This is a genomic window from Streptomyces sp. NPDC002754, from assembly GCF_053592315.1.
Map to the genome: position 1 here is coordinate 1,109,000 of NZ_JBSFVM010000001.1, position 23,407 is coordinate 1,132,406.

General features: G+C 71.0%; 21 protein-coding genes. 18 read left to right on the plus strand and 3 right to left on the minus strand.

Annotation, left to right across the window (positions count from 1 at the left end; genetic code table 11):
* Nucleotides 1-15 precede the first annotated feature (15 nt).
* From ACWD2L_RS05345 to ACWD2L_RS05405, 13 genes are read left to right on the plus strand one after another with little or no spacing between them, the layout of a single operon-like run.
* The gene (locus tag ACWD2L_RS05345; RefSeq protein WP_351331381.1) at nt 16-1,554 is read left to right on the plus strand and encodes a right-handed parallel beta-helix repeat-containing protein; all 1,539 of its coding nucleotides are present in this window, start codon (nt 16-18) and stop codon (nt 1,552-1,554) included.
* Nucleotide 1,555: 1 nt separating this feature from the next.
* The gene (locus ACWD2L_RS05350; protein ID WP_351331382.1) at nt 1,556-2,809 is read left to right on the plus strand and encodes an O-antigen ligase domain-containing protein; all 1,254 of its coding nucleotides are present in this window, start codon (nt 1,556-1,558) and stop codon (nt 2,807-2,809) included.
* 2 nt (nt 2,810-2,811) lie between these two features.
* The gene (locus tag ACWD2L_RS05355) at nt 2,812-4,047 is read left to right on the plus strand and encodes a glycosyltransferase (protein WP_351331383.1); all 1,236 of its coding nucleotides are present in this window, start codon (nt 2,812-2,814) and stop codon (nt 4,045-4,047) included.
* Nucleotides 4,044-5,297, plus strand: coding sequence for a class I SAM-dependent methyltransferase (locus tag ACWD2L_RS05360; RefSeq protein WP_351331384.1), 1,254 nt, complete (start codon nt 4,044-4,046; stop codon nt 5,295-5,297). Before ACWD2L_RS05355 ends, ACWD2L_RS05360 begins: the two co-directional genes overlap by 4 nt.
* Nucleotides 5,294-6,088 (plus strand): sugar phosphate nucleotidyltransferase, encoded by a 795-nt coding sequence (locus tag ACWD2L_RS05365; RefSeq protein WP_351331385.1) that lies wholly within the window; start codon nt 5,294-5,296, stop codon nt 6,086-6,088. The genes ACWD2L_RS05360 and ACWD2L_RS05365 overlap by 4 nt, the downstream gene beginning before the upstream one ends.
* The gene (locus tag ACWD2L_RS05370) at nt 6,085-6,762 is read left to right on the plus strand and encodes a PIG-L deacetylase family protein (protein ID WP_351331386.1); all 678 of its coding nucleotides are present in this window, start codon (nt 6,085-6,087) and stop codon (nt 6,760-6,762) included. The genes ACWD2L_RS05365 and ACWD2L_RS05370 overlap by 4 nt, the downstream gene beginning before the upstream one ends.
* A 3-nt stretch (nt 6,763-6,765) precedes the next feature.
* Nucleotides 6,766-7,791 (plus strand): NAD-dependent epimerase/dehydratase family protein, encoded by a 1,026-nt coding sequence (locus tag ACWD2L_RS05375; RefSeq protein ID WP_351331387.1) that lies wholly within the window; start codon nt 6,766-6,768, stop codon nt 7,789-7,791.
* Entirely contained in the window at nt 7,779-9,062 is a 1,284-nt protein-coding gene (locus tag ACWD2L_RS05380) for a DUF4910 domain-containing protein (protein WP_351331388.1), read from the plus strand. The genes ACWD2L_RS05375 and ACWD2L_RS05380 overlap by 13 nt, the downstream gene beginning before the upstream one ends.
* On the plus strand, nt 9,059-10,351 hold the full coding sequence (locus ACWD2L_RS05385; RefSeq protein ID WP_351331389.1) for an MATE family efflux transporter: 1,293 nt from the start codon (nt 9,059-9,061) through the stop codon (nt 10,349-10,351). Before ACWD2L_RS05380 ends, ACWD2L_RS05385 begins: the two co-directional genes overlap by 4 nt.
* Entirely contained in the window at nt 10,348-11,295 is a 948-nt protein-coding gene (locus tag ACWD2L_RS05390) for a glycosyltransferase family 2 protein (protein WP_351331390.1), read from the plus strand. The genes ACWD2L_RS05385 and ACWD2L_RS05390 overlap by 4 nt, the downstream gene beginning before the upstream one ends.
* Nucleotides 11,292-12,500, plus strand: coding sequence for a polysaccharide pyruvyl transferase family protein (locus tag ACWD2L_RS05395; RefSeq protein ID WP_351331391.1), 1,209 nt, complete (start codon nt 11,292-11,294; stop codon nt 12,498-12,500). Before ACWD2L_RS05390 ends, ACWD2L_RS05395 begins: the two co-directional genes overlap by 4 nt.
* Nucleotides 12,497-13,048: a dTDP-4-dehydrorhamnose 3,5-epimerase family protein gene (locus ACWD2L_RS05400; protein WP_351331392.1), complete on the plus strand. Its 552-nt coding sequence runs from the start codon at nt 12,497-12,499 to the stop codon at nt 13,046-13,048. Before ACWD2L_RS05395 ends, ACWD2L_RS05400 begins: the two co-directional genes overlap by 4 nt.
* Nucleotides 13,049-13,079: 31 nt before the next feature.
* A complete protein-coding gene (locus ACWD2L_RS05405) occupies nt 13,080-14,417 on the plus strand; it encodes a glutamate-1-semialdehyde 2,1-aminomutase (RefSeq protein WP_351331393.1) in 1,338 nt (445 codons plus the stop codon).
* Nucleotides 14,418-14,432: 15 nt separating this feature from the next.
* On the opposite strand, the gene ACWD2L_RS05410 is transcribed toward ACWD2L_RS05405, so the two are convergent.
* Entirely contained in the window at nt 14,433-15,131 is a 699-nt protein-coding gene (locus ACWD2L_RS05410) for a phosphatase PAP2 family protein (RefSeq protein WP_451187739.1), read from the minus strand.
* A 282-nt stretch (nt 15,132-15,413) separates the two neighbouring features.
* Between ACWD2L_RS05410 and ACWD2L_RS05415 the strand changes: the two genes are divergently transcribed.
* The gene (locus tag ACWD2L_RS05415) at nt 15,414-16,844 is read left to right on the plus strand and encodes a DEAD/DEAH box helicase (protein WP_351331394.1); all 1,431 of its coding nucleotides are present in this window, start codon (nt 15,414-15,416) and stop codon (nt 16,842-16,844) included.
* 24 nt (nt 16,845-16,868) lie between these two features.
* Here the strand turns inward: ACWD2L_RS05415 and ACWD2L_RS05420 are convergent, their stop codons facing one another.
* Nucleotides 16,869-18,659 carry a sigma-54-dependent Fis family transcriptional regulator gene (locus tag ACWD2L_RS05420; protein ID WP_351331395.1) on the minus strand — a complete coding sequence of 597 codons (1,791 nt, stop codon included), beginning with the start codon at nt 18,657-18,659 and terminating at the stop codon, nt 16,869-16,871.
* Between the two features lie 219 nt (nt 18,660-18,878).
* On the opposite strand from ACWD2L_RS05420, the gene ACWD2L_RS05425 reads away from it, so the two are divergent.
* From ACWD2L_RS05425 to ACWD2L_RS05440, 4 genes are read left to right on the plus strand one after another with little or no spacing between them, the layout of a single operon-like run.
* Nucleotides 18,879-19,673 (plus strand): acetoin reductase, encoded by a 795-nt coding sequence (locus ACWD2L_RS05425; protein WP_351331396.1) that lies wholly within the window; start codon nt 18,879-18,881, stop codon nt 19,671-19,673.
* A gap of 46 nt (nt 19,674-19,719) precedes the next feature.
* Nucleotides 19,720-20,721: an amidohydrolase family protein gene (locus ACWD2L_RS05430; RefSeq protein WP_351331397.1), complete on the plus strand. Its 1,002-nt coding sequence runs from the start codon at nt 19,720-19,722 to the stop codon at nt 20,719-20,721.
* Nucleotide 20,722: 1 nt separating this feature from the next.
* Nucleotides 20,723-21,442, plus strand: coding sequence for a metal-sulfur cluster assembly factor (locus tag ACWD2L_RS05435; RefSeq protein WP_351331398.1), 720 nt, complete (start codon nt 20,723-20,725; stop codon nt 21,440-21,442).
* Nucleotides 21,439-22,464 carry an NAD(P)-dependent alcohol dehydrogenase gene (locus tag ACWD2L_RS05440; RefSeq protein WP_351331399.1) on the plus strand — a complete coding sequence of 342 codons (1,026 nt, stop codon included), beginning with the start codon at nt 21,439-21,441 and terminating at the stop codon, nt 22,462-22,464. The genes ACWD2L_RS05435 and ACWD2L_RS05440 overlap by 4 nt, the downstream gene beginning before the upstream one ends.
* A 26-nt stretch (nt 22,465-22,490) precedes the next feature.
* Here ACWD2L_RS05440 and ACWD2L_RS05445 read toward each other — a convergent pair whose 3' ends face one another.
* Nucleotides 22,491-23,396, minus strand: coding sequence for an alpha/beta fold hydrolase (locus ACWD2L_RS05445; RefSeq protein WP_351331400.1), 906 nt, complete (start codon nt 23,394-23,396; stop codon nt 22,491-22,493).
* Nucleotides 23,397-23,407 lie beyond the last annotated feature (11 nt).

Sequence of the window (23,407 nt, forward strand, 5' to 3'; positions counted from 1 at the left end):
GAGGGGAGGGGAGACGTGGGAATCAAGTGGCGGCACCTGGCGTGGCCGGCGGCACCGCTGACGCTCGTCCTGCTGGCGGCGACGGGCTGTACGAGCTCGTCGGACGCCGGGGCGAAGGCGTCCGCCTCGCCGTCCAGGCAGGGAGCACGGACGGCCGTGGCCCGCGTCTGCGACAAACCGTCGGGCGGGCCGAAGAAGGCGCCGAAGGGCGCGGTCACGGTCGACCCCAAGAAGGTCAACGACCTGACCGAACAGACCAAGAGCCACCCGGCGGGCACCACGTTCTGGCTGCGTCCCGGCAAGCACCGGCTCGAGTCGGCGCGCTACGCCCAGGTCATCCCCAAGAAGGGGAACCGCTACATCGGCGCGCCCGGCGCGGTGCTCGACGGCCGCAAGGTCAACCAGTACGCCTTCGGCGGCCATGCCGACGGCGTCGTCATCAGCCATCTGACGGTGGAGCGCTTCGTCCCGCAGCAGAACGAGGGCGTCGTCAACCCCGGTTCGGCCGACGGCTGGGTGATCGAGCACTCGACGATCCAGCGCAACGCGGGCGCCGGAATGATGACCGGCTCCCACCAGAAGATCCGCTCCAACTGCCTGCGCGACAACGGGCAGTACGGAGTGAACGGCTACAAGGAGGGCGACACGGCCCGCGGCCTCGTGATCGAGGACAACGAGGTCGTCGGCAACAACACCGACGACTGGGAGAAGAAGCAGCCCGGCTGCGGCTGCACCGCGGGCATGAAGTTCTGGGCCGTCAAGAGCGCCGACATCCGCGGTAACTGGGTGCACGACAACCGCGGCGTCGGGGTGTGGGCCGACAACAACAACAACGACTTCCTCATCGAGAACAACCTGATCGAGGAGAACGACGGCGCCGCCGTGATGTACGAGACCAGCTACAACGCGGTCATCCGGAACAACACGATCCGGCGCAACAACTGGATCAGCGGCGGCAAACCGGCCGAGCGCGGCGACAGCTTCCCGTACGGGACCATCTACATCTCCGAGGCGGGCGGCGAACCACGGGTCAAGGCCCGCACCGACAAGCTCGAGATCTACCGGAACCTGATGGAGAACAACTGGAACGGCATCACCCTGTGGGAGAACGCCAACCGGTTCTGCAACAGCCCGGCCAACACCTCGACCGGTGAGTGCACGCTGCTGGTGAAGGACGTCAAGCGCTGCGTCCAGCCGGCGATCGCGAAGGCGCCGCTCTACGACGACTGCCGGTGGAAGACCCAGCGGGTCGACATCCACGACAACCGCTTCCTCCTCGACACCTCCGTCGTCAAGTGCACGGACAACAGGTGCGGTCGCATGGGCGTCCTGTCCCTCTACGGCACGTACCCGAAGTGGTCGCCCTACAAGGACACGCGGGTCGCGAAGGCGATCGCCCGAAAGCAGGACAACCGCTGGCACGACAACGTCTACCGCGGGCCGTGGACCTTCGTCGTCGAGGACATGAGCCGGGTCGTCGACCGCGGGGACTGGCAGGACGCGCCGTACAAGCAGGACGCCGGCAGCACCTTCGGCCGAAAGGCAGGTGGCTGAGATGGCGGAAGGGGAGAGGCTCGCCACACGGAACAGGCTCGCCACACCGAAGGCCGTCGGCATCGTCTGGCTGCTGCTCGGCATCAACACGATGGGCTCCGCGGGAGCGAAGACCATCATCCCGCTGCCGCGCTCCGTCATCCAGCTGGTCACCATGGGCTCGCTGGTCGCCGCCTTCGCACTGGCGCTCGCGCTCAACACGCGCCTGCGGATCCGGCCCAGCGCCTTCGTGTTCCTGCTGACGCTGCTGCTCGTGCCCAGCGTGATCTCCAGCCTGGGGATCGGCCCCGGCGGACTGTTCCGCTGCTGCCGACTCGCCCTGTTCATCGGCACCCTGTGGCTGCTGAGCTGCTGGTGGGACGGCAGCCTGACCTTCGTCCGCTACCACATCCGGATGTACTTCGGGATCCTGGTGACGGTGGTCGCGGGCCTGGCCGTCTCCCCGGGCGCCGCCATGCCCGAGCTGTACGGCGGACGGCTCGTCGGCGCGCTGTGGCCGCTCACGCCGCCGCAGATCGGCCAGTACACGGCGGTGATCATCGGACTCACCGTGCTGCTCCTCGTCGGCCGCCGGATCGACAGGGCGAGCGCGGCGATGGTCATCGTCCCGTGCCTCGTGCTGCTCGCGCTCACCCACACCCGGACGGCCACGGTCGGCCTGCTCGCGGGGCTCGCGGTCGCGATCTGCTCGCTGCTGCTGACCAGCGCCGCCGCCCGCCGCTTCTTCGGATGGTCGGTGGTGGTGGTGACGGTGGCCGGGGTGGGCTTCGCCGGCGCGGTCCAGGCGTGGTTCCTGCGCGGCCAGAACAAGGAGTACTTCACCAGCCTCACCGGCCGGGCCAAGGTCTGGGACGCGCTCCTCGCGGCGCCCAGGACCGGCGCCGAGCAGTTCTTCGGCACCGGCCTCGGCGACAAGTCGTTCGGCGGGCTGCCGATCGACAACAGCTGGCTGGCCGTCTACAACGAACAGGGCCTGATCGGTGTCACCCTCGTCGCGTCCGTCCTCCTCGTCCTCGGGGCCGTCGCCCTGCTGCGGCCACCGTCGCTGCAACGGGCCTGCGCGATCTTCCTGATCACGTACGTCGTCCTCTCGTCGTACACCGAGGCAGGCCTGGGCGACGCCTCGCCCTATCTGCTGCATCTGGCCCTGGCCGCCACGCTGTTGGCCGCGCCCACCGGGACCACAGCGCTTCCGACGCCCACGGAGCCCCGACGACGTATCCCGCGCTGGGCCCGGGAACGGGAGGTGAGCTGACCATGCACATTCTGGTGGTGCACAACTACTACTCCTCGGGTCAGCCGAGCGGCGAGAACCGGGTCGTCGACGAGGAGGTGGGGCTGCTGCGCGCGGCCGGCCACCGCGTCGAGGTGTTCGAGCGGCGCAGCGACGACATCGCCGACCGGTCGCTGCTCGGCAAGGTCGCGGTGCCGCTGCTCGTGCCGTGGAACCCGGCCGTCCGCAGGGAGTTGGCCGCCAAGCTCCGTGCGGACCGCCCCGACGTGGTGCACGTCCACAACGTGTTCCCGCTGCTGTCGCCCGCGGTCCTCGCCGCCTGCGCGGACGCCGGGGTGCCCGCCGTCGCCACGCTCCACAACTACTACCAGGTGTGTCCGCCCGGCACGTTGCAGCGGGACGGCCGGCTGTGCAGCGACTGTGTCGGCTCGAAGCTGCCGCTGCCCGCGGTCCGGCACGGCTGCTACCGGGGTTCGCGCCTCGCGACGGTGCCGCTTGCGATCAACCTGTCCGTCAACCGGCAGCGGTGGTGGTCGGGCGTCGACCGGTTCTTCTGCATCTCCGCGGCGCAGCGCGACGTCCTGGTGCGCTCCGGCATGCCGGCCGAGCTGCTGACCGTGAAGCACAACTTCGTACCGGACCCGGGAGTCGGCAGGGACGGGGACGGTGAGCAACTGCTCTACCTCGGCCGCCTCGCGGAGGCCAAGGGCGTGCGGGTGCTCATGGCCGCCTGGGACATGGTCGCCGCGCAGGGCGGGGTGGGAGTGCCGCTGGTGATGGCCGGCTCGGGACCGCTGGAGCGGGAGGTGTCCGCCTGGGCGCGGGGCCGGGACGACGTGCGCTACGTCGGCCTGCTCGACCCGGACGAGGTCCGCAAGGCCATCGCCCGGTCGGTCGCCGTGGTGGCGCCCTCGCTGGCCCCGGAGACGTTCGGCCTGGTGGTCGCGGAGGCGATGGCGGCCGGTGTCCCGGCCGTCGCCGCCGGTCACGGCGCCTTCGTCGAACTCGTCGCGGACGGGGAGACCGGGCTGCTGCACCGGCCGGGCGAGCGCACCTCGCTCGCGTCCTGCCTGCGCGGCATCACGGCCGAACCGGCCGCCAACCGGGAGATGGGCCGCGCGGCCCGGCGCCGCTACGAGCAGGGCTTCAGCCCGGCCGTCGGCCTCGCGCGCCTGCAAGAGGAGTACCGATCCGCGATCGCGGGCCGGTCGGAACAAGGCAACACATGGGGGACGGAATCAATGGGGGGCAGTAAATGACACAGTGCCGACTCTGCGGCTCGGCGACGCTCGCGAGCGTCGTCGATCTGGGCGCGACACCGCCGTGCGAAAGCTTTCTCGCCGCGGGCCAACTGGACGCGCCGGAGCCCGCGTTCCCGCTGCACCTGCGGGTCTGCACCGACTGCTGGCTGGCGCAGATCCCGCCGCTGATCACGCCGGAGGAGACGTTCAAGGAGTATGCGTACTTCTCCTCGTTCTCCACGTCCTGGGTGGAGCACGCGCGTACGTACGTCGCCGACGCGATGGAGCGCGCGGGCCTCGGCCCCGACGCCTTCGTGGTCGAGGTCGCGAGCAACGACGGCTACCTGCTCAAGCACGTGGTGGACCGGGGGATCCGCTGCCTGGGTATCGAGCCGTCGGTCAACGTCGGCGCGGTGGCGCGCGGCGGGGGCGTGCCCACGCTCACCGAGTTCCTGAGCCCGGAGACCGGAGCGGCCGTCCGCGCCGAGCACGGCCCGGCGAACCTGGTCGCGGCCAACAACGTGTACGCGCACATCCCGGACGTCGTCGGCTTCACGCAGGGCCTGCGCGCCCTGGTCGCGGACGACGGCTGGGTCTCCATCGAGGTGCAGCACCTGCTGACCCTGATCGAGGAGAACCAGTACGACACGATCTACCACGAGCACTTCCAGTACTACACGGTCGCCTCCGCGATCCCCGCGCTCGCCAGCGGCGGACTCGCCCTCGTGGACGTCGAGTTGCTGCCCACCCACGGCGGCTCGATCCGGCTGTGGGCGCGGCCCGCCGAGGTGGCGGGCGAGCCCTCGCAGCGCGTCGCCGACGTGCTGGCCCGGGAGAAGGCGGCCGGGCTCCAGGAGCTGTCCGGGTACACCGAGTTCTCCGCCCGGGTCGCCAAGGTCCGCCGCGACCTCCTGAAGTTCCTCGTCACCGCGGCCGAGGCGGGTAAGACGGTCGTCGGCTACGGCGCTCCGGGCAAGGGCAACACGCTGCTCAACCACTGCGGCATCCGCCCCGACCTGCTCGCCTACACGGTCGACCGCAACCCCTACAAGCACGGCCGGTTCACCCCGGGCACCCGCATCCCGATCCTGCCGCCCGAGCGGATCGCCGAGGACAAGCCGGACTACGTCCTGGTCCTCCCGTGGAACCTGCGGACCGAGCTGACCGAACAACTGTCGTACGTCGGTGAATGGGGTGGCCGACTCGTCTTCCCCATCCCGGAACTGAGCGTTGTCGAGGTGCTCGTCGTGAAAGAGAGTGCAGCATGAAGGTCGTTCTGTTCTGCGGCGGCTACGGGATGCGGATGCGCAGCGGCGCCACCGACGACGTGCCCAAGCCCATGGCGATGGTCGGTCCCAGGCCCCTGATCTGGCACGTCATGCGCTACTACGCGCACTACGGGCACAAGGAGTTCATCCTGTGCCTCGGCTACGGGGCGCACCACATCAAGAACTTCTTCCTCAACTACGAGGAGACGACGTCCAACGACTTCGTGCTGCGCAAGGGGCAGACGGAGCTGCTGTCGAACGACATCGCCGACTGGACGATCACGTTCGCGCAGACCGGCATCGAGTCACCGATCGGGGAGCGCCTTCGTCGGGTGCGCCACCACCTCGACGGCGACGAGATGTTCCTCGCCAACTACGCCGACGTGCTCACCGACGCCCCGCTGGACGAGATGGTCGACCGGTTCGCGCAGCGCGACGCGGGCGCGTCGATGATGGTGGTCCCGCCGCAGTCCTCGTTCCACTGCGTGGACCTCGGCGAGGACGGCATGGTCGGCGGCATCACCGCGGTCAGCGACATGCCGCTGTGGGAGAACGGCGGCTACTTCGTGCTCCGCCAGGAGGTCTTCGACCACATACCGGAGAACGGGGACCTGGTCGCCGACGGCTGCGCCCAACTCGCCAAGCGGGGACGCCTCGTGGCGCACCAGCACCGCGGCTTCTGGAAGCCCACCGACACCGTCAAGGAACGGGCCGCGCTCGACGCCGGCTACGCGCGCGGTGACCGCCCGTGGGCAGTCTGGGAGCGGGACGGCGCGGGGGTGAGCGTGTGATCCGGCTCGCAGCCGGCCGCCCGGACCGGATCGTCGCGGTGGGCGCCCACTGCGACGACATCGCCATCGGCGCGGGCGGCACCCTCCTCGCGCTCTGCCGGGCGCGCCCCGGACTGCGCGTCGACGCGCTGGTGCTCACCGGCAGCGGCACCGACCGCGAGCAGGAGGAGCGGGCCGCGCTCGCCGCCTTCTGCCCGGACGCCGACCTGCGCCTCACCGTGCACAAGCTCCCCGACGGCCGGCTGCCCGCGCACTGGGAGGAGGCCAAGTCCGCCGTCGAGGAACTGCGCCTGCAGTGCGACCCGGACCTCGTCCTCGCCCCGCGCGCGGACGACGCGCACCAGGACCACCGCGGCCTCGCCCAGCTGATCCCCACCGCCTTCCGCGACCACCTCGTACTCGGCTACGAGATCGTCAAGTGGGACGGCGACCTCGGCCGGATGTCGGCCTACCAGCCGCTGGCACCGGAGATCGCCGAGGAGAAGGTGCGGCTGCTCCAAGAGCACTACGCCTCGCAGCGGCACCGTCCCTGGTACGACCGCGAGGCCTTCCTCGGCCTCGCCCGGATCCGCGGCATCGAATGCCAGGAGCGCTACGCCGAAGCGTTCGCCGTCACCAAATTCACGCTCGACCTGGGCGCTCCCGCACCGGGCGCTCTCACTCTGGGGGATTGAACCTTGCGCGTACTACTGACCGGACACCAGGGCTACCTGGGCACCGTGATGGCCCCGGTCCTGCGGGCCGCCGGACACGACGTCGTCGGCCTCGACTCCGGCCTGTTCGCCGACTGCGTCCTCGGCCCGACACCCGACGACCCGCAAGGGCACCGCGTCGACCTGCGCGACGTCACCGCCGAGCACGTGGCAGGGGTGGACGCCGTGATCCACCTCGCCGCGCTCTCCAACGACCCGCTCGGCTCCCTCGCACCGGAACTCACCTACGACATCAACCACCACGCCTCCGTCAACCTTGCCCGCCTCGCCCGCGAGGCCGGGGTCAAGCGCTTCCTCTACGCCTCCACGTGCTCGGTGTACGGCGCGGCCGGCGGCGACGAACTCGTCGGCGAGGAAGCCCCGTTGCGCCCCGTCACGCCCTACGCCGAGTCCAAGGTGCGGGTGGAGGACGACCTGCACGCGCTCGCCGACGACGACTTCACGCCGGTGTACATGCGCAACGCCACCGCCTTCGGCTACTCGCCGCGGCTGCGCGCCGACATCGTCCTGAACAACCTCGTGGGCCACGCACTGCTCTCCGGTGAGGTCCTCGTCCTCTCCGACGGCACGCCGTGGCGACCGCTGGTGCACGCCGCCGACATCGCCCGCGCCTTCACGGCCGCGCTGACCGCGCCCCGCGAGGCGGTCCACGACCGGGCGTTCAACATCGGCAGCGAGACCAACAACGTCACGGTCGCCAAAATCGCCGAGCAGGTCGCCGAGGCGGTCACCGGCGCGAAGGTGCGGATCACCGGGGAGAACGGAGCCGACCCGCGCTCCTACCGGGTGGACTTCGCCCGCTTCCGCGCCGCGATCCCCGGCTTCGACTGCGAGTGGACGGTTCTGCGCGGAGCGCTCGAACTCGCCGATGCCTACCGGAAGTTCGGCCTCACCAAGGACGGCTTCGACAACCGCTTCACCCGCCTCGCCGTACTGCGCGCGGCGTCCGAGGCCGGCTCCGTCGACGACACCCTGCGGTGGCGCCCATGACCACGACAGGCCAGGAGATGTACGAGCTGGTGGAGCGGATGTACCCGCTCTGCCGAAGCATCACCGGCGATGGTGTGCGCGCCACCCTGGCCATCGTCGGCGAGTACATCCCCCTCGACGTGCACGAGGTGCCCACCGGAACCCAGGTCCTCGACTGGACGGTGCCGCAGGAGTGGAACATCCGCGACGCGTACGTCGCCGACGCGTCCGGAAAGCGGGTCGTCGACTTCGCCGAGTCCAGCCTGCACGTACTCGGCTACAGCGTCCCGGTGTCGGCGACGCTGCCGCTGTCCGAGCTGCGCGCGCACCTGCACACGCTGCCGGACCAGCCGAACCTGGTGCCGTACCGCACCAGTTACTACAAGCCGGACTGGGGGTTCTGCCTCGCCCAGGAGACCCTGGACGCGCTGCCCGACGGTGACTACGAGGTGTGCGTCGACTCCACCCTGGAGGACGGCCACCTCACCTACGCCGAGCACGTCGTACCGGGCCAGGTCCCCGACGAGGTGATCGTCTCTTGTCACGTGTGCCACCCGTCGCTCGCCAACGACAACCTGGCCGGCATCGCGGTGGCGACGTACCTCGCCCGCGCGCTGGCGGAACACCAGCCGTACTACACCTACCGGTTCATCTTCGCGCCCGGCACCATCGGCGCGATCACCTGGCTCGCCCGCAACAAGGAGCGGGTGGGCCAGGTCAAGCACGGGCTCGTGCTGGCCTGTGCGGGGGACCGGGGCTCACTGACGTACAAGCGGAGCAGGCGCGGCGACGCCGAGATCGACCGTGTGATGGCGCACACGCTGTCGGCATCACAACGCCGGCACGAAACAAAGGAGTTCACGCCCTACGGATACGACGAGCGGCAGTACTGCTCGCCCGGATTCGACCTCGGCGTGGGCTCGCTGACCCGCACCCCGTACGCCGGATACCCCGAGTACCACACCTCCGCGGACAACCTGGACTTCGTCTCCCCGGAGGCGATGGCGGACACCCTCGCCGTATGCCGCGAGGCGTTCGCCGTCCTGGACCGCAACCGGCGCTATCTCAACCAAAGCCCTTACGGGGAGCCCCAGTTGGGGCGGCGTGGGCTGTACGACGCGCTCGGCGGGCGCAGTGACACCAAGCAGGCCCAGATGGCGATGCTGTGGGTGCTCAACCTCTCCGACGGCGAGCACACTCTGCTCGACATCGCCGAGCGGTCCGGGCTGCCGTTCGCCACGGTCGCCGACGCGGCCGACGCCCTGGGCGCCGCGGGGCTGGTCAAGGCATGACGTCGACGACCACCGGAGAGGAGAAGCAGGCGAAGACTTCCACCAGGCGCGCCCTCGCCGGCCGGCTGTCCTGGGGCCTCGCCGACCAGGCGGCCTCCAGCGTGTCCAACTTCGCGGTGGGCGTCTACGTGGCGCGCTCGCTGGGCGTGACCGCGTTCGGCGTGTTCAGCCTGGCCTGGGTGACGTACGGCGTGGTGCTCAACGTCTCCCGCGGCCTGGGCACCGACCCGCTCATGGTGCGCTTCAGCGCGGTGCCGGAGGCGGCCTGGCGCGGGGCGGTGGCCCGGGCCTCGGGCACCGCGCTCGGCGTCGGGATCGCCCTCGGAGCGGCGGCCCTGGTGTTCGGCCTCGCCCTCGGCGGCCGGCTGGGCGCCGCCTTCGCCTGCCTCGGCGTCGTCCTGCCAGGACTGCTCTTTCAGGACTCCTGGCGGTTCGCGTTCTTCGCCGCGGGCACCGGGCGTAAGGCGTTCGTCAACGACATCGTGTGGTGCGTCGCGCTGGTGCCCGCCCTGGTGGTGGCGGCCCGCGTGGGCGGCGTGCCCGCCTTCGTGCTCGCCTGGGGCGGATCCGCCGCGGTCGCCGCCGCGTACGGCTGCTTCCAGTCCGGCATCCGGCCCCGGCTCACCGAAGCGCGCGCGTGGCTGCGCGAGCACCGCGACCTCGGCACCCGCTACCTCGTCGAGAACGTCAGCAACAGCGGCGGCAGTCAACTGCGGGCCTACGGGCTCGGCGTGATCGTCGGCGTCGGCGCGGTCGGCGTGGTCCGCGGCGCCGAACTACTGCTCGGCCCGTTCATGGCCGTCCTGATGGGGCTCTCGCTGGTCACCGTCGCCGAGGCGGCCCGCGTGCTGCGCCGGGCGCCGCACAAGCTCGGCAGGTTCTGCCTGCTGCTCGGCGGCGGGCAGGCCGTCGCTGCGCTGCTGTGGGGCGGCGCGCTGCTCCTGGTCCCGGACCGGGCGGGCGAGTTGCTGCTCGGCGACGTGTGGAACGCCGCCTCGCAGCTCATCGTGCCGGTCACCCTCGGCGTCGCGGGCGCGGGGCTCGGCACCGGCGCCGCCGCCGGACTGCGCGCGCTCGGCGCGGCCCGGCTCAGCCTGCGCTCCCAACTGTTCGCCTCCGCCTGCTACGTCGGCGGCGGGCTCGGCGGCGCGGCCGCGGGCGGCACGGTCGGCTCCGCCTGGGGTGTCGCCGCCGCGACCGTCACCGGCTCCGCCGTGTGGTGGCTGCACCTGCGGCACGCCTTGCGCGAGCACCACCACAACCCCACACCCGAAGCGAGGAGCACATGACCGCCCACCCCCGACTGAGTATCGGCCTGCCCGTCTACAACGGCGAGGAGTACCTGGCCGAGTCCCTCGACGCGCTGCTCGGCCAGACCTACGAGGACTTCGAGCTGGTCATCACCGACAACGCCTCGACCGACGGGACCGAGGCGATCTGCCGCCGGTACACGGAGCAGGACGCGCGCATCCGCTACATCCGGCTGCCCCGCAACATCGGCGCCGCGCCGAACCACAACTACGTGTTCACCCAGTGCCACGGCGAACTCTTCAAATGGGCATCGCACGACGACCTGTACGCCCGCGACCTGCTGCGCCGCTGCGTCCTGGCGCTCGACGAGCACCCCGACGTCATCCTCGCGCACGCCGATCAGGCCGTCATCGACGAGGACGGCAAGGTCAAGGTCCCCTACGCGTACACGCTCAACACCGACTCGCCGCGCGCGCCCGAACGCTTCCGCAGCATGCTGTTCGAGCCCGGCGGCGACGACTTCTACGGCGTCATCCGGGCCGATGTACTGCGCAAGGTGAAGCCGCACGACAGCTACCACCACGCCGACCGCACCTTCGTCGCCGAGATCGGCCTGCACGGCCCCTTCTACCAGGTCCCCGAGCTGCTGTACTTCCGCCGCGACCACCCCACCCGCGCCGAACGGGCCAACCCCGCCAAGCGCTCCCGCAGCGTCAACCTCGACCCGCGCAGGGCCGGACCACTGCACCCCACCCCCCGGCTGCTCGCCGAGTACGTCCTGGGCTTCGTCTCCGCGATCCGGCGGGCGCCGCTCTCCTCGGCCGAACGGGCGGAGTGCTACCGGCACTTGGCGGCCTGGGCGACCAGCCGCGCCAGGCCGGGCGCGGGGGAGCGGGTCGAGGACCGGGCGCCGGTCGACCCCTCCCAGCTCGACGTCTCCGTCGACGACCTCGTCGCGGGCCGGACGGGGAAGCAGCCATGACCCCCGTACGCGTCGGGGTGTTCGGCCTGCTCGGCTCCGGCAACCTCGGCAACGACGGCTCACTGGAGGCCGTCCTCGGCTACCTCCGCGCCGAGCATCCGGACGCGCCCGTGGACGCGCTGTGCGGCGGACCCGACGTCGTCACCGCCCGGTACGGGATCCCCGCGACGCGGCTGCACTGGAACCGCGGCGAGTACCGGACCGCGTCGCGCGCGGGCGCGGCGGCCACCAAGGGCCTCGGCAAACTCGTCGACATCGTCCGCACCGCCGCCTGGGTGCGCCGGCACGACGTGGTGATCGTGCCGGGCATGGGCGTCCTGGAGGCCACGCTGCCGCTGCGGCCGTGGGGCTTCCCATACTCGCTGTTCCTGCTCTGCGCGAGCGGCCGACTGTTCGGCACGAAGGTCGCGCTGGTCAGCGTCGGCGCCGCCGAGATCAAGGTCCGGCCGACCCGGGCCCTGGTCCGCTGGTCGGCGCGGCTCGCCGCCTACCGCTCGTACCGCGACGCCGGGTCCCGCGACGCGATGCGGGCGATGGGCGTGAACACCGCGCGCGACGCGGTCTACCCGGACCTCGCGTTCGCCCTGCCGACACCCGCGGCGACGGCGGCCGAGGGCACGGTCTGCGTCGGCGGCATGGACTTCCACGGCGGCAACGACGACCGTGCGCGGGCCGAGGAGATCCACCGGCGCTACCTCGACGGGACGACCCGGATCGTCCGGGCACTCGTCGAGGACGGCAGGCGGGTCAGGCTGCTCATCGGGGACGACTGCGACGCGTCGGTGGTCGAAGCGATCCTCGCCGCGGTCGAATCGCCGCTGGTCACCGCCGCCGAGACGGCCTCCCTCGCCGACCTGATGAAGGAGACGGCGGCCGCCGACACCGTCATCGCGACCCGCTACCACAACCTGATCTGCGCCCTGAAGTCCGGCACACCCACCCTCGCCCTCACCTACGCGGCGAAGAGCGACGCGCTCATGGAGCGGATGGGCCTCGGGGCCTACTGCCACCCGGCGCGCGAGGTCGACGCCGACCGACTCCTCGAACAATTCCGGGAGTTGGAGAAGCACGCCGCGGAACTGCGAAAGACGCTCGCGGAACGCAATGAGGCCGCAGCACAACAACTCACCCACCAGTTCAACGCGTTGACCGCCACCCTGTTCCCGGCCACCGGCCCGGAACGTGCACCTCGGGGGAATCGATGAAACTGACCGAAGTCCCGGAGATCGCCGGGGCGTTCCTGCTCGAACCCACGCCGCACGCCGACGAACGCGGCTTCTTCTGCCGCACCTTCGACGCCGACGTACTCCGCTCGGTCGGCCTCGACCCGCATGCCTTCATCCAGGACAGCGTGTCCCGTTCGGTCCGCGGCGTACTGCGCGGCATGCACCTGCGCGCCGGCGACGGCGAGGCCAAGTTGGTGCGCTGCTCGTACGGGAAGATCTTCGACGTCGTCGTGGACCTGCGGCCGGACTCGTCGACGTACCGCAACCGCGCCACGTTCGAGCTGTCCGGCGACACACAGGTGACGCTCTACATCCCGGCGGGGTGTGCGCACGGATTCCAGGCGCTGACCGAGACCGCCGACACCTCGTACCGCATCGACCGCCCGCACGACCCGACCGAGGACGTGACGATCGCCTTCGACGACCCGGAGCTCGCCATTCCGTGGCCGCTGCCGGTCACCTCGATGTCCAAGCGGGACCGGGAGGCGCCGAGCCTCGCCGACGTCCTCAAGCGGAAGGGGAGTTGAGGCCGGCGTGCCCACCGAGAACAACGCAACCATGTCCAACACGCCTGACAGCGAAGAGTTCCAACTGCCCCGGTCGCGCTCGGCGAACGAGCGGCTGCACGCCATGATCCCCGGCGGCGCGCACACTTATGCCAAGGGTGACGACCAGTACCCCGAGCACCTCGCCCCGGTCATCAGCCACGGACGCGGCGCCCATGTGTGGGACATCGACGGCAACCGCTACATCGAATACGGTTCCGGCCTCCGCTCGGTCAGCCTCGGCCACGCCCACCCGCGCGTGAACGAGGCGGTGCGGCGCGAGATCGACCGCGGCAGCAACTTCGTGCGGCCGTCCATCGTGGAGGTCCAGGCCGCCGAGCGCTTCCTGGCGACCGTGCCGACCGCCGACATGGTGAAGTTCGCGAAGAACGGCTCCGACGTCACCACCGCCGCGGTGCGCCTGGCGCGCGCCGTCACGGGGCGCGGGCGGGTCGCCATCTGCGCCGACCACCCGTTCTTCTCCACCGACGACTGGTTCATCGGCACCACACCCATGCCGGCGGGCATCCCGGCGTCGACGACCGACCTCACCGTGTCCTTCCCGTACGGGGACCTCGCCGCCACGGAGGCACTCCTCACCCGGTACGCGGACGACGTCGCCTGCCTGATCCTCGAACCCGCCGCCCACCGCGAACCTCCGCCCGGCTACCTCGAAGGGCTGCGCGACCTCGCGGACCGGCACGGCTGCGTACTGATCTTCGACGAGATGATCACCGGTCTGCGCTGGTCGGAGGCGGGCGCCCAGGGCCTGTACGGCGTCGTGCCCGACCTCTCCACGTTCGGCAAGGCACTGGGCAACGGGTTCGCCGTCTCGGCGCTGGCCGGGCGCCGGGAGCTGATGGAGTACGGCGGGCTGCGCCACTCCGGAGAGCGGGTCTTCCTGCTCTCCACGACACACGGCGCGGAGACCCACTGCTTGGCGGCGGCGATGGCTGTCCAGAGCACCTACGTGGAGGAGGGCATCTCCGCGCGCCTGCACACCCTGGGCGAGCGGCTGGCCGCAGGGGTGCGCGAGGCGGCGTCGAGCATGGGCGTCGGCGAACATGTCCTCGTCCGCGGCCGGGCCAGCAACCTGGTCTTCGCCACGCTCGACGAGAACGGGCAGCCTTCGCAGGAGTACCGGACCCTGTTCCTGCGCCGACTGCTGATGGGCGGCGTCCTCGCCCCGTCGTTCGTGGTGAGCAGCGCACTCGGCGACGGCGACATCGACCGCACCGTCGACGTGGTGGCCGAGGCGTGCGCGGTCTACCGGAAGGCGGTCGACGCCGGTGACCCGACACCGTGGCTGGCCGGTCGGCCGGTGAAGCCGGTGTTCCGCCGCCTGGTGTGACCGATTGGTGTGATGTCAGCGGCGAGCTGGTCGGCCGGCGTCCGCCACGCGGTCGACCAGCCACGCGGTCGCGGGCACCACCGCGAGCGCGGTGCACCAGCCGCCGACCGCGTCCGTCGGATAGTGCGCGCTCAGCGCGACCTCCGCCCACCCCATGACGGCGCCGGCGGCCAGCCCCGCACCGAACACGAGCGCCGCACCGGCCGCTCTGCCGAGCCCGAGCCGCCCGACCGCGACCAGCGCCACCACCAGGGCGAGCGCGGTGAGGAAGGCCGTGTGCCCGCTCGGATAGGACAGGTTCCCCGGACCGTGGATGGTGCGCCCCACCACGGACTTGATGACCGTCCCCGTCCCCACGGTCAGCGCGACGGCTGCCACCATCAGCACGGCCGCGCGCGGACGGCGCAGTAGCAGACACCACACCACGGCGGCGGCGACCAGCACCGCCGCGCCGACGGGTTCCCCCAGGAAGTCGACGGCCAGGGCGACGCCCCGCCACGGCGGCTGGACACTGTCGTCCGTCGGCAGCACGAACCACCGGTCCACCCGGCCGGACGCGCTGTGCCCCGCGTACATGACCCCGATGGTGACGACCACGAGCGCGGAGAGCGCCGCGACCAGCCCGAGCCAGGCGCGCAGCGCGCCGGGCAGCACCTCAGGAGGCTCGGGAGTGGTCCCGCCACGATGGCCACGCCCCGGCCCCGCTTCAGTCAGGTGATCCACCGCGATCCCCCCGTCGTGTCCCACCCACCTTTCGGCGACCCTATCCGCAAGGTGCACACTGCACCTCTTCAACTCGGCAAGTAGGTACCGGAGTTGAACCGGGGGAGTGTAGATGCGTCAGCGGGTGAGGTGAAGCCCGCCATGCGTTCCGTGCTAGCGTTGAGCGTTTGCAGCGCAGCTGTGCCGGTGTCCCGATGGGCGCCGCCGCTCGGCCGCCGCGACCCCGCCGCGCCTTCCTCGGTACGGTCCCACCCTTCGCCAGGAAGGCTCTCTGTGAGCGAATCAGCACGTGCCGACGGTGCCCGGCAGCAGGACGACGCGCCGGGTACCGCCCCCGTGACGTCCTTCGCGGACCTCGATCTGCCGGCCGCGGTGCTGCGCACGCTCGCCGAGCACGGTGTGACGAAGCCCTTCCCCATCCAGGCCGCGGCACTGCCGAACGCGCTCGCGGGGCGGGACGTCCTCGGCCGGGGCCGCACCGGCTCCGGCAAGACCCTCGCCTTCGGCCTGGCACTGCTCTCCCGGATCGCCGGGCGGCGCGCACAGCCCAAGGAGCCCCTCGCCCTCGTGCTGGTGCCCACCCGGGAGCTGGCGCAGCAGGTCAGCGAGGCGCTCACGCCGTACGCCGAGGCGCTGCGGCTGCGGCTCGCGACCGTGGTGGGCGGCGTGTCCATCGGTCGGCAGTCCGCCGCGCTGCGGGACGGCGCCGAGGTCGTCGTCGCCACGCCCGGCCGGCTGCACGACCTGATCGAACGCAAGGGCTGCCGCCTCGGCCGGGTCGCCATCACGGTCTTGGACGAGGCCGACCAGATGTGCGACATGGGCTTTCTGCCGCAGGTCACCGAAATCCTTGACCTTGTGCGACCCGACGGGCAGCGGATGCTGTTCTCCGCCACCCTCGACGGCGACGTCGACCAGCTGGTGCGGCGCTACCTGCGCGACCCGGCCGAGCACTCCGTGGACCCCGCCTCCAGCGCGGTCACCACGATCGAGCACCACCTCCTCGTCGTGCACGGCCCGGACCGGTGGTCCGTCGCCACCGAGATCGCCGCCCGCGACGGCCGCGTCCTGCTGTTCCTCGACACCAAGCACGGCGTCGACCAGCTCACCAAGCATCTGCGGGCCAGCGGAGTGGCCGCCGCCGCCCTGCACAGCGGCAAGGCCCAGCCGCAGCGCACCCGGACCCTGGCCCAGTTCAAGAAGGGCGAGATCACCGCGCTGGTGGCGACGAACGTCGCCGCACGCGGCCTGGACATCGACGACCTCGACCTCGTGGTCAACGTCGACCCGGCGACCGAGCCCAAGGACTACCTCCATCGCGCCGGACGCACCGCCCGCGCCGGCCGCTCCGGCACCGTCGTTTCGCTGGTCCTGTCGGGCCAGCGCCGCGAGACGAGCCAGGTCATGGCGGACGCCGACGTCCGCGCGAAGGTCACCAAGGTGCGGTCCGGCGAGGCGGAGCTGAGCCGCATCACCGGCGCCAAGGCCCCCTCCGGCAGGCCCCTCGACGGCGGCCCCGCCCAGCGCCCCAAGAACCAGAACGCCCCGTTCCGCGGCCTGGGCAGCACCAAGGACCCGAAGAGCGGCTCCACCACCGCCTCCGGCTCGGGCTCCGGCTCGGGCGGCCGGGGCTCCCGCAAGACCAACGAGGCCCGCAAGCTCGCGGAGGCCCGGAAGGCGGCGCGGGTCAGGCGCGGCGGCTGAGACCCGGCGACGCGCGTAGGCGACTCAGCCGCGCGCGGGAAGCGTGATCCCGTAGGCCCGCATCTTCCGGTAGATCGTCGTACGGGAGATGCCGAGCCGCTGCGCCGCCAGCAACTTGTTGCCGTCCGCCGCCAGCAGGGCCTGGACCAGGGTGTCGCGCTCGGAGGCCTCCCAGGCGCTGAGCGACCGGCCGCCCGCGCTGTGCAGGGACGGCGGCAGGTCGCCGAGTTCGATCCGGTACGTACGGCGGCCCGACGCGGCCTCCCGCAGGGTGGCGTCCAGCTGGCGGATGTTGCCGGGCCAGTCGTGCCGGCGCAGCAGCGGCAGCACCTCCGGTGCGCACTCGACGTCCGCGCCGACGCGCCGCAGCAGACAGTCCGCCAGGGCGGGAAGATCCGCGAGGCGGTGCCGCAGAGCGGGAACGGCCGCCGCCTCGACGAAACAGCGCCTCAGTGGCTCGGGTACGCCTTGGGCCTGGCGCAGCGTGCCCACGATCCAGGTGCCCTGCGCAGCCGCTGCCTCCAGCGCCTGGGCGACGGCGGCTCCCTGCTCGGGGGCCACGGCGTCCACGTTCCGCAGGACCAGGGCGCGGCCCGCCTCAGCGGGTGCCTCGCGCAGTGCGGTGGGCAGTACGCCCCCGGCTGCCTCGGCATCCACGACGACGGGGGCCGATGCCGCCCCGGTCAGCGCGTGCGCGGCACCGACCAGCGCCGACTTGCCCGTTCCGGCCTCGCCGTGGAGCAGGAGCGGTGTCCGCTCGCGGGCGCAGCGGCTCGCCGTGCGGGAGACGGTGTTCCACGCCGGGTCCGTCCCCGCCAGGCCCGGCAGCGGCCACGGCCTGCTCGCGTCCTGCTCCGTCCGCGTACGGGAGCCGGAACGGGGCGGGTGCCCGCCCGAGGGGAGCTCCGCGAAGGCCAACTCCAGTAGATACCCGGCGGCGCCCGCCGAGCTGTCGACCTGGCGGCAGCGCATCAGGACGGTCTCCCCGCCTGTGAGTTGCACCTGCGTGCGGGCGCGCGGCGCGTGCCCCAGCTCGGCGGCGGCCTCGTGCAGCAGCCGGTGGTCGTCGCCCGTGAGGCGGGCGGAGGCCGCGGAGTTGGCGAGCACGAGATCCTGGCCGAGACAGAGCACCGGCCGGTCACCGTAGTGGCTCACCTGCTGGAACGCCTCCAGCAGAGCACGCTGGTGCGAGCTGCTGAACTCGTACATGACGCGCTCGATGTCACCGGCGGCCTCCTGCACCAGGGCCGCCATGAGCATGCGCGCCGGGCCGTTCCAGCACGTCAGGTTCATGGCTCCCTCGACCCGTCCGGTGACCGAGTTGCGGATCGGGGCGGCGGCGCAGGAGACGCCCTGGAGGCGCTCGTTGAAGTGTTCGGTACCGAGGACCACGTTGGGCCTGCGCTCCTCCAGGGCGACCCCGATGCCGTTCGTACCGACGAACTGTTCGGCGTAGTTGAAGCCGGGGGCCAGATGAACCCGGTCCAGGTGCGTCGAGAGCCGCTTCTCCCCGACGCGACGGTCCCGAACCCAGCCCTTGCGGTCCGTCACGATCACCGAGGCGTCCGAACCCGCCAGCGCCTGCTCCAGCCGATCGAGGACGGGCGCGGCGGCGCGGACCAGCCGGCTCTCCCGGTCGTAGTCCGGCTGGTAGGGGACGACCACCTCGTCCGTGCCGACCCCCAGGTACTTGGACCGCTGCCAGGAATTGCGGATGCCCTCGGGCACGATCTGCGCAGGCGGCTCCGCATGCGTGAGGAACTGCAGGCGCGCTCGCGCGATGGTCTGGTCCCGCTCCGTGCTGTCACTGAGCATGGCGTCTCCGATGGGCGTGTTTCCGCCATATTACGGAGGTGTTTGTACCCGACAACAGGCTGTTCGCCAAGAGTCCTTGTGCGTTTTCCGTGCACGGGTGCAGGAGTGGCGCCCGGTGTGTTCCACATTGAAAAACTCGACGGAGCCCCCGGCCTCCACGCTGATGGTCGGCGCCGCACAACGGGTGCGGCCGCCCAGCGTCGAGCACAGGAGCCCGCTATGACTTCCGCCGACAACGCACCCCGCACCGCGATCGTCACCGGCGCCGCCCGCGGCATCGGCCGCGCCATCGCAGAGCGACTGGCCCAGGACGGACTCGATGTTGCCGTCGCCGACCTCCCCGGCATGAGCGAGGAACTCGGCGAAGTGGCCGCCGGCATCGAGAAGACCGGCCGCCGGTCCCTCGCCGTGCACGCCGACGTGTCCAGCAAGGAGCAGACCGACGCACTCGTCGAGGAGGTCGCGGGACACTTCGGCAAGGTCGACGTCTACGTCGCCAACGCCGGTATCGCCAGGGTCACTCCACTCCTCGACACCGGCATCGACGAGTTCGAGCAGATCATGGCCGTGAACCTGCGCGGCGTCTTCCTCTCCTACCAGGCCGCGGCCCGGCAGATGATCGCCCAGGGCGGCGGCGGAAAGATCATCGGCGCGGCCTCCATCGTCGCCTACCGCCCGTTCGCGCTGCTCGGCACCTACTCGGCGTCCAAGTGGGGCGTACGCGGACTGACCCAGGCCGCCGCCATGGAGTGGGCGCAGCACGGCATCACCGTCAACGCGTACTGCCCGGGCATCGTCGGCACCGACATGTGGGACCTCATCGACGAGCGCCTCGCGCAGGAGGAGGGCCTGCAGAAGGGCAAGGCCATCAAGAAGTACGCGGAGGCGATCGCGCTCGGCCGCGTCGAGGAGCCCACGGACGTCGCGTCCTTCGTCTCGTACCTGGCCTCGCGCGACTCGGACTACATGACGGGCCAGTCCGTCATGATCGACGGCGGCATCCAGTTCTCCTGACGCACACCAAGGAACCAACCAAGGAACCGAGGACCTGAGGAGACAGATGTATTCCAAGGATGGCGAGAACTACTTCATCGTCGACGCGCACATCGCGCTCTGGGACGCGCGCCCCGAGAACCAACTCAACATCCACGGCAAGCAGTTCATCGACTGCTTCTACGACTACCACCGCAACCTCAGCCCCGAGTCCGAGCTGTGGCCGTACGAGGAGTACCTCTACCAGGGCGGCGAACGCCTGATGAAGGACCTCTTCACCGACGGGTACGTCGACCACGCCATCTTCCAGCCCGCACGCCTCGGCGCCTTCTACCGGAACGGCTTCGGGCAGACGGAGGAGGCCTTCGCGCTCGCCCAGCAGCACCCCGACAAGCTGACGTACAACCACTCCTGGGACCCCCGGTACGAGCAGAAGGGGCTCGACCAACTGCGGCGTGACGCCGAGCGGTTCCAGCTCAAGGGCGTCAAGCTGTACACCGCCGAGTGGAAGGGCGACAGCCGCGGCTACAAGCTCGACGACCCGTGGACGTACCGCTATCTCGAGGTGTGCCAGGAACTCGGGATCAACAACGTGCACGTCCACAAGGGGCCGACGATCCGTCCGCTCGACCGGGACGCCTTCGACGTGGCGGACGTCGACAAGGTGGCGACGCAGTTCCCCGAGATGAACTTCGTCGTCGAGCACTGCGGACTGCCCCGCCTCGAGGACTTCTGCTGGATCGCCACGCAGGAACCCAACGTGCACGCGGGCCTCGCCGTCGCGATCCCCTTCATCCACACCAGGCCGCGGTACTTCGCGCAGATCATCGGCGAACTGCTCTACTGGCTGGACGAGGACCGTATCCAGTTCTCCAGCGACTACGCGCTCTGGACACCGCGCTGGCTGATCGAGCGGTTCGTCGACTTCCAGATCCCCGAAGACATGACGCCCGAGTACGCGCCGATCACCCTGGCGCAGAAGAAGAAGATCCTCGGCCTCAACGCGGCGGCCATGTACGACATCGAGGTCCCGGCCGGCCTCGGCGTCGGCGCACCGGCGGTGGCCTGACATGCGCCCCGACGAACGGGAACGGTCCGCCCGCGCCGCGCTCGACACCGTCCTCGACCCGGAGTTGGACGAGCCGATCACCGACCTGGGCTTCGTACGCTCCGTGACGGTGACCCCCGACAGGGCGCTCACCGTCCGCCTCCGGCTCCCCACCTCGTTCTGCTCGCCCAACTTTGCGTACCTCATGGCCTCGGACTCCAAGGACGCGCTCAGCGCGCTGCCCTGGACGCGCGATGTCGTGGTGCTGCTCGACGACCACCACGACTCGGACCTCATCAACCAGGGGCTCGCCGCGGACGCGGGCTACCGCGGCACGTTCGGCGCCGAGGCCGAGAAGGACCTCGAAGCGCTGCGCCTCACGTTCCGCCGCAAGGCCCATGTCGCGGCGATGGAGCGGGCGTTGACTCTCCTGCTCCGCGAGAACCCCGACCTCGCCGAGGAGGACCTCCACGACGTGGTCATCGGAGACCTCCCCGACGCGGCGGCCTCCGGTGCGCTGCTGCGGCGACGCGAGGCGCTCGGCCTCGGCGTGGCACCGTCGGACCCGGTCCTGGTGGACGAGGAAGGTCGACGCTTCCCGCCGGGCGAGATCCCGCTCCGGCTGCGCTTCGCCCGCGCGGTCCGGGTGTCGATCGAGGGCAACGCGCACTTCTGCCGGGGGCTGCTGCGCACCCGCTACCCGCAGTCCGCGGCCGACCAATCGAAGGAGAAGGTCTCATGAAGGCAGTCCAGGTCGTGGGCTACGGCAAGAACCTCGAGATGGCCGAGGTACCGACTCCCGAGGTCACCGGCCCGTTCGACGTCATCGTCAGGATCGGCGGCGCCGGCGTGTGCCGCACCGACATCCACATCCTGGAAGGGCAGTGGGCGCAGAAGTCCGGCGTGACACTGCCCTACACGATCGGCCACGAGAACGCCGGCTGGGTGCACGCCGTCGGCAGCGCCGTCACCAACGTCGCCGAGGGCGACAAGGTCATCGTGCACCCGCTGATCACCTGCGGGCTCTGCCGGGCCTGCCGGGCGGGCGACGACGTCCACTGCGAGAACAACCAGTTCCCCGGCATCGACACGGCCGGGGGCTACGCCGAGTACCTGAAGACCTCCGCGCGCAGCGTGGTGCGGATCGACGACTCCCTCGAACCGGCCGACGTCGCGGCGCTCGCCGACGCGGGCCTCACGGCGTACCACGCCGCGGCCAAGGCGGCCCGCACGCTGCGGCCGGGGGACCGCTGCGTCGTGATCGGCGCGGGCGGGCTCGGCCACATCGGCGTACAGGTCCTCAAGGCCCTCACCGCGGCCGAGCTCCTCGTCGTCGACCGCAACCCCGACGCGGTGGCCCTGGCCACGTCCATCGGGGCCGACCACGGCATCGTCGCCGACGGGGGCCACGTCGACCGGGTGCGCGAACTGACCGGCGGACAAGGGGCGGAGGCGGTCATCGACTTTGTGGGCGAGGGCGGCGCCACCAAGGACGGCGTCGCCATGCTGCGCCCGGCGGGCGACTACCACGTGGTCGGCTACGGCGAGAACATCGACGTGCCGACCATCGACATCATCTCCGCCGAGATCAACTTCATCGGCAACCTGGTCGGCTCGTACAACGACCTGTGCGAACTGATGGTCCTGGCCGCACAGGGCCGCGTCCGCCTGCACACCGCGAAGTACCCGCTCGACCGCTTCCAGGACGCGCTGGACGACCTGGAGAGCGGGCGGATCCGAGGCAGGGCGATCCTGACGCCGTGACCGCTCCCGACGGCTGGGGTGCCTGCCTACGACGCGGCGACGGCAGGCACCCTCTCCAGCGCCGGCCGCTCGACCTCCGTCAGGAAGTCGAGCGCGTCGATCGGCTGGTCGGTGAAGTAGTCGGCGATGAGCCGGGAGAACTCCTTGCCCCGTTCGAGGTTGGGCAGATGGTCGGCCTCCCGGATCAGGGAGAATTGCCCCTGCTGAATCGTTGCGGCGACTTCGCGTACGCGGTCCGGAGTGGAGAACTCGTCGAACTCACCCGTGAAGCACAGGGTCGGCACGTCGGGGATTCCACCGGGCGGAAGACCGGGAGTGGCGAGGACGCGCTCCAGGATGGCGATGTGCCGTGGCACATCGGCGTCGGTGATGGCGCTCATCGTGCAGGCCAGCAGCCGGGCCGTCACGGCGCGCTTGCGGACGGGCCGGTCCGGGTGTGCCATGAGCGCCTCGACGGTCACCCGGCCGTAGGCGCTGGACACGTCCCCGGCAGCGAGGCTGTCGACCATGGCCCGAAGCGCTGTCCGGCACTCCGCCGGATACTCCATGGAAGCCCCGGCCAGCATCAGCCGCTCGACCCGCTCGGGACGCTGCTGGACCAGCCGGTACGCGATGGGCACGCCGTAGGACGCGGCGAACAGATTGACGGGCCCCAACTCCAGCTGTTCGAGCAGATCACCCAGTACCGCGGCGAGGAAATCGAACCCGTACTCCGCCGGCAGATCGTCGGCCTTGCCCGACCCGGGGAGGTCGACAGTGATGACCGTCGCGATCTCCGTCCACGGTTTCTCCAGGCGCCGGAAGGCGTACATGTCCTGGAAGGAGCCGCCCAGCAGAACGATGGGCTCTGTCCGAGGAGCGGGGTTCTCGACGATGCGGCAGTCATAGTCGAACCCTTTGAAATGCAGCCGACGCACGATTTCCTCAGGCATGAGCAGGTGAC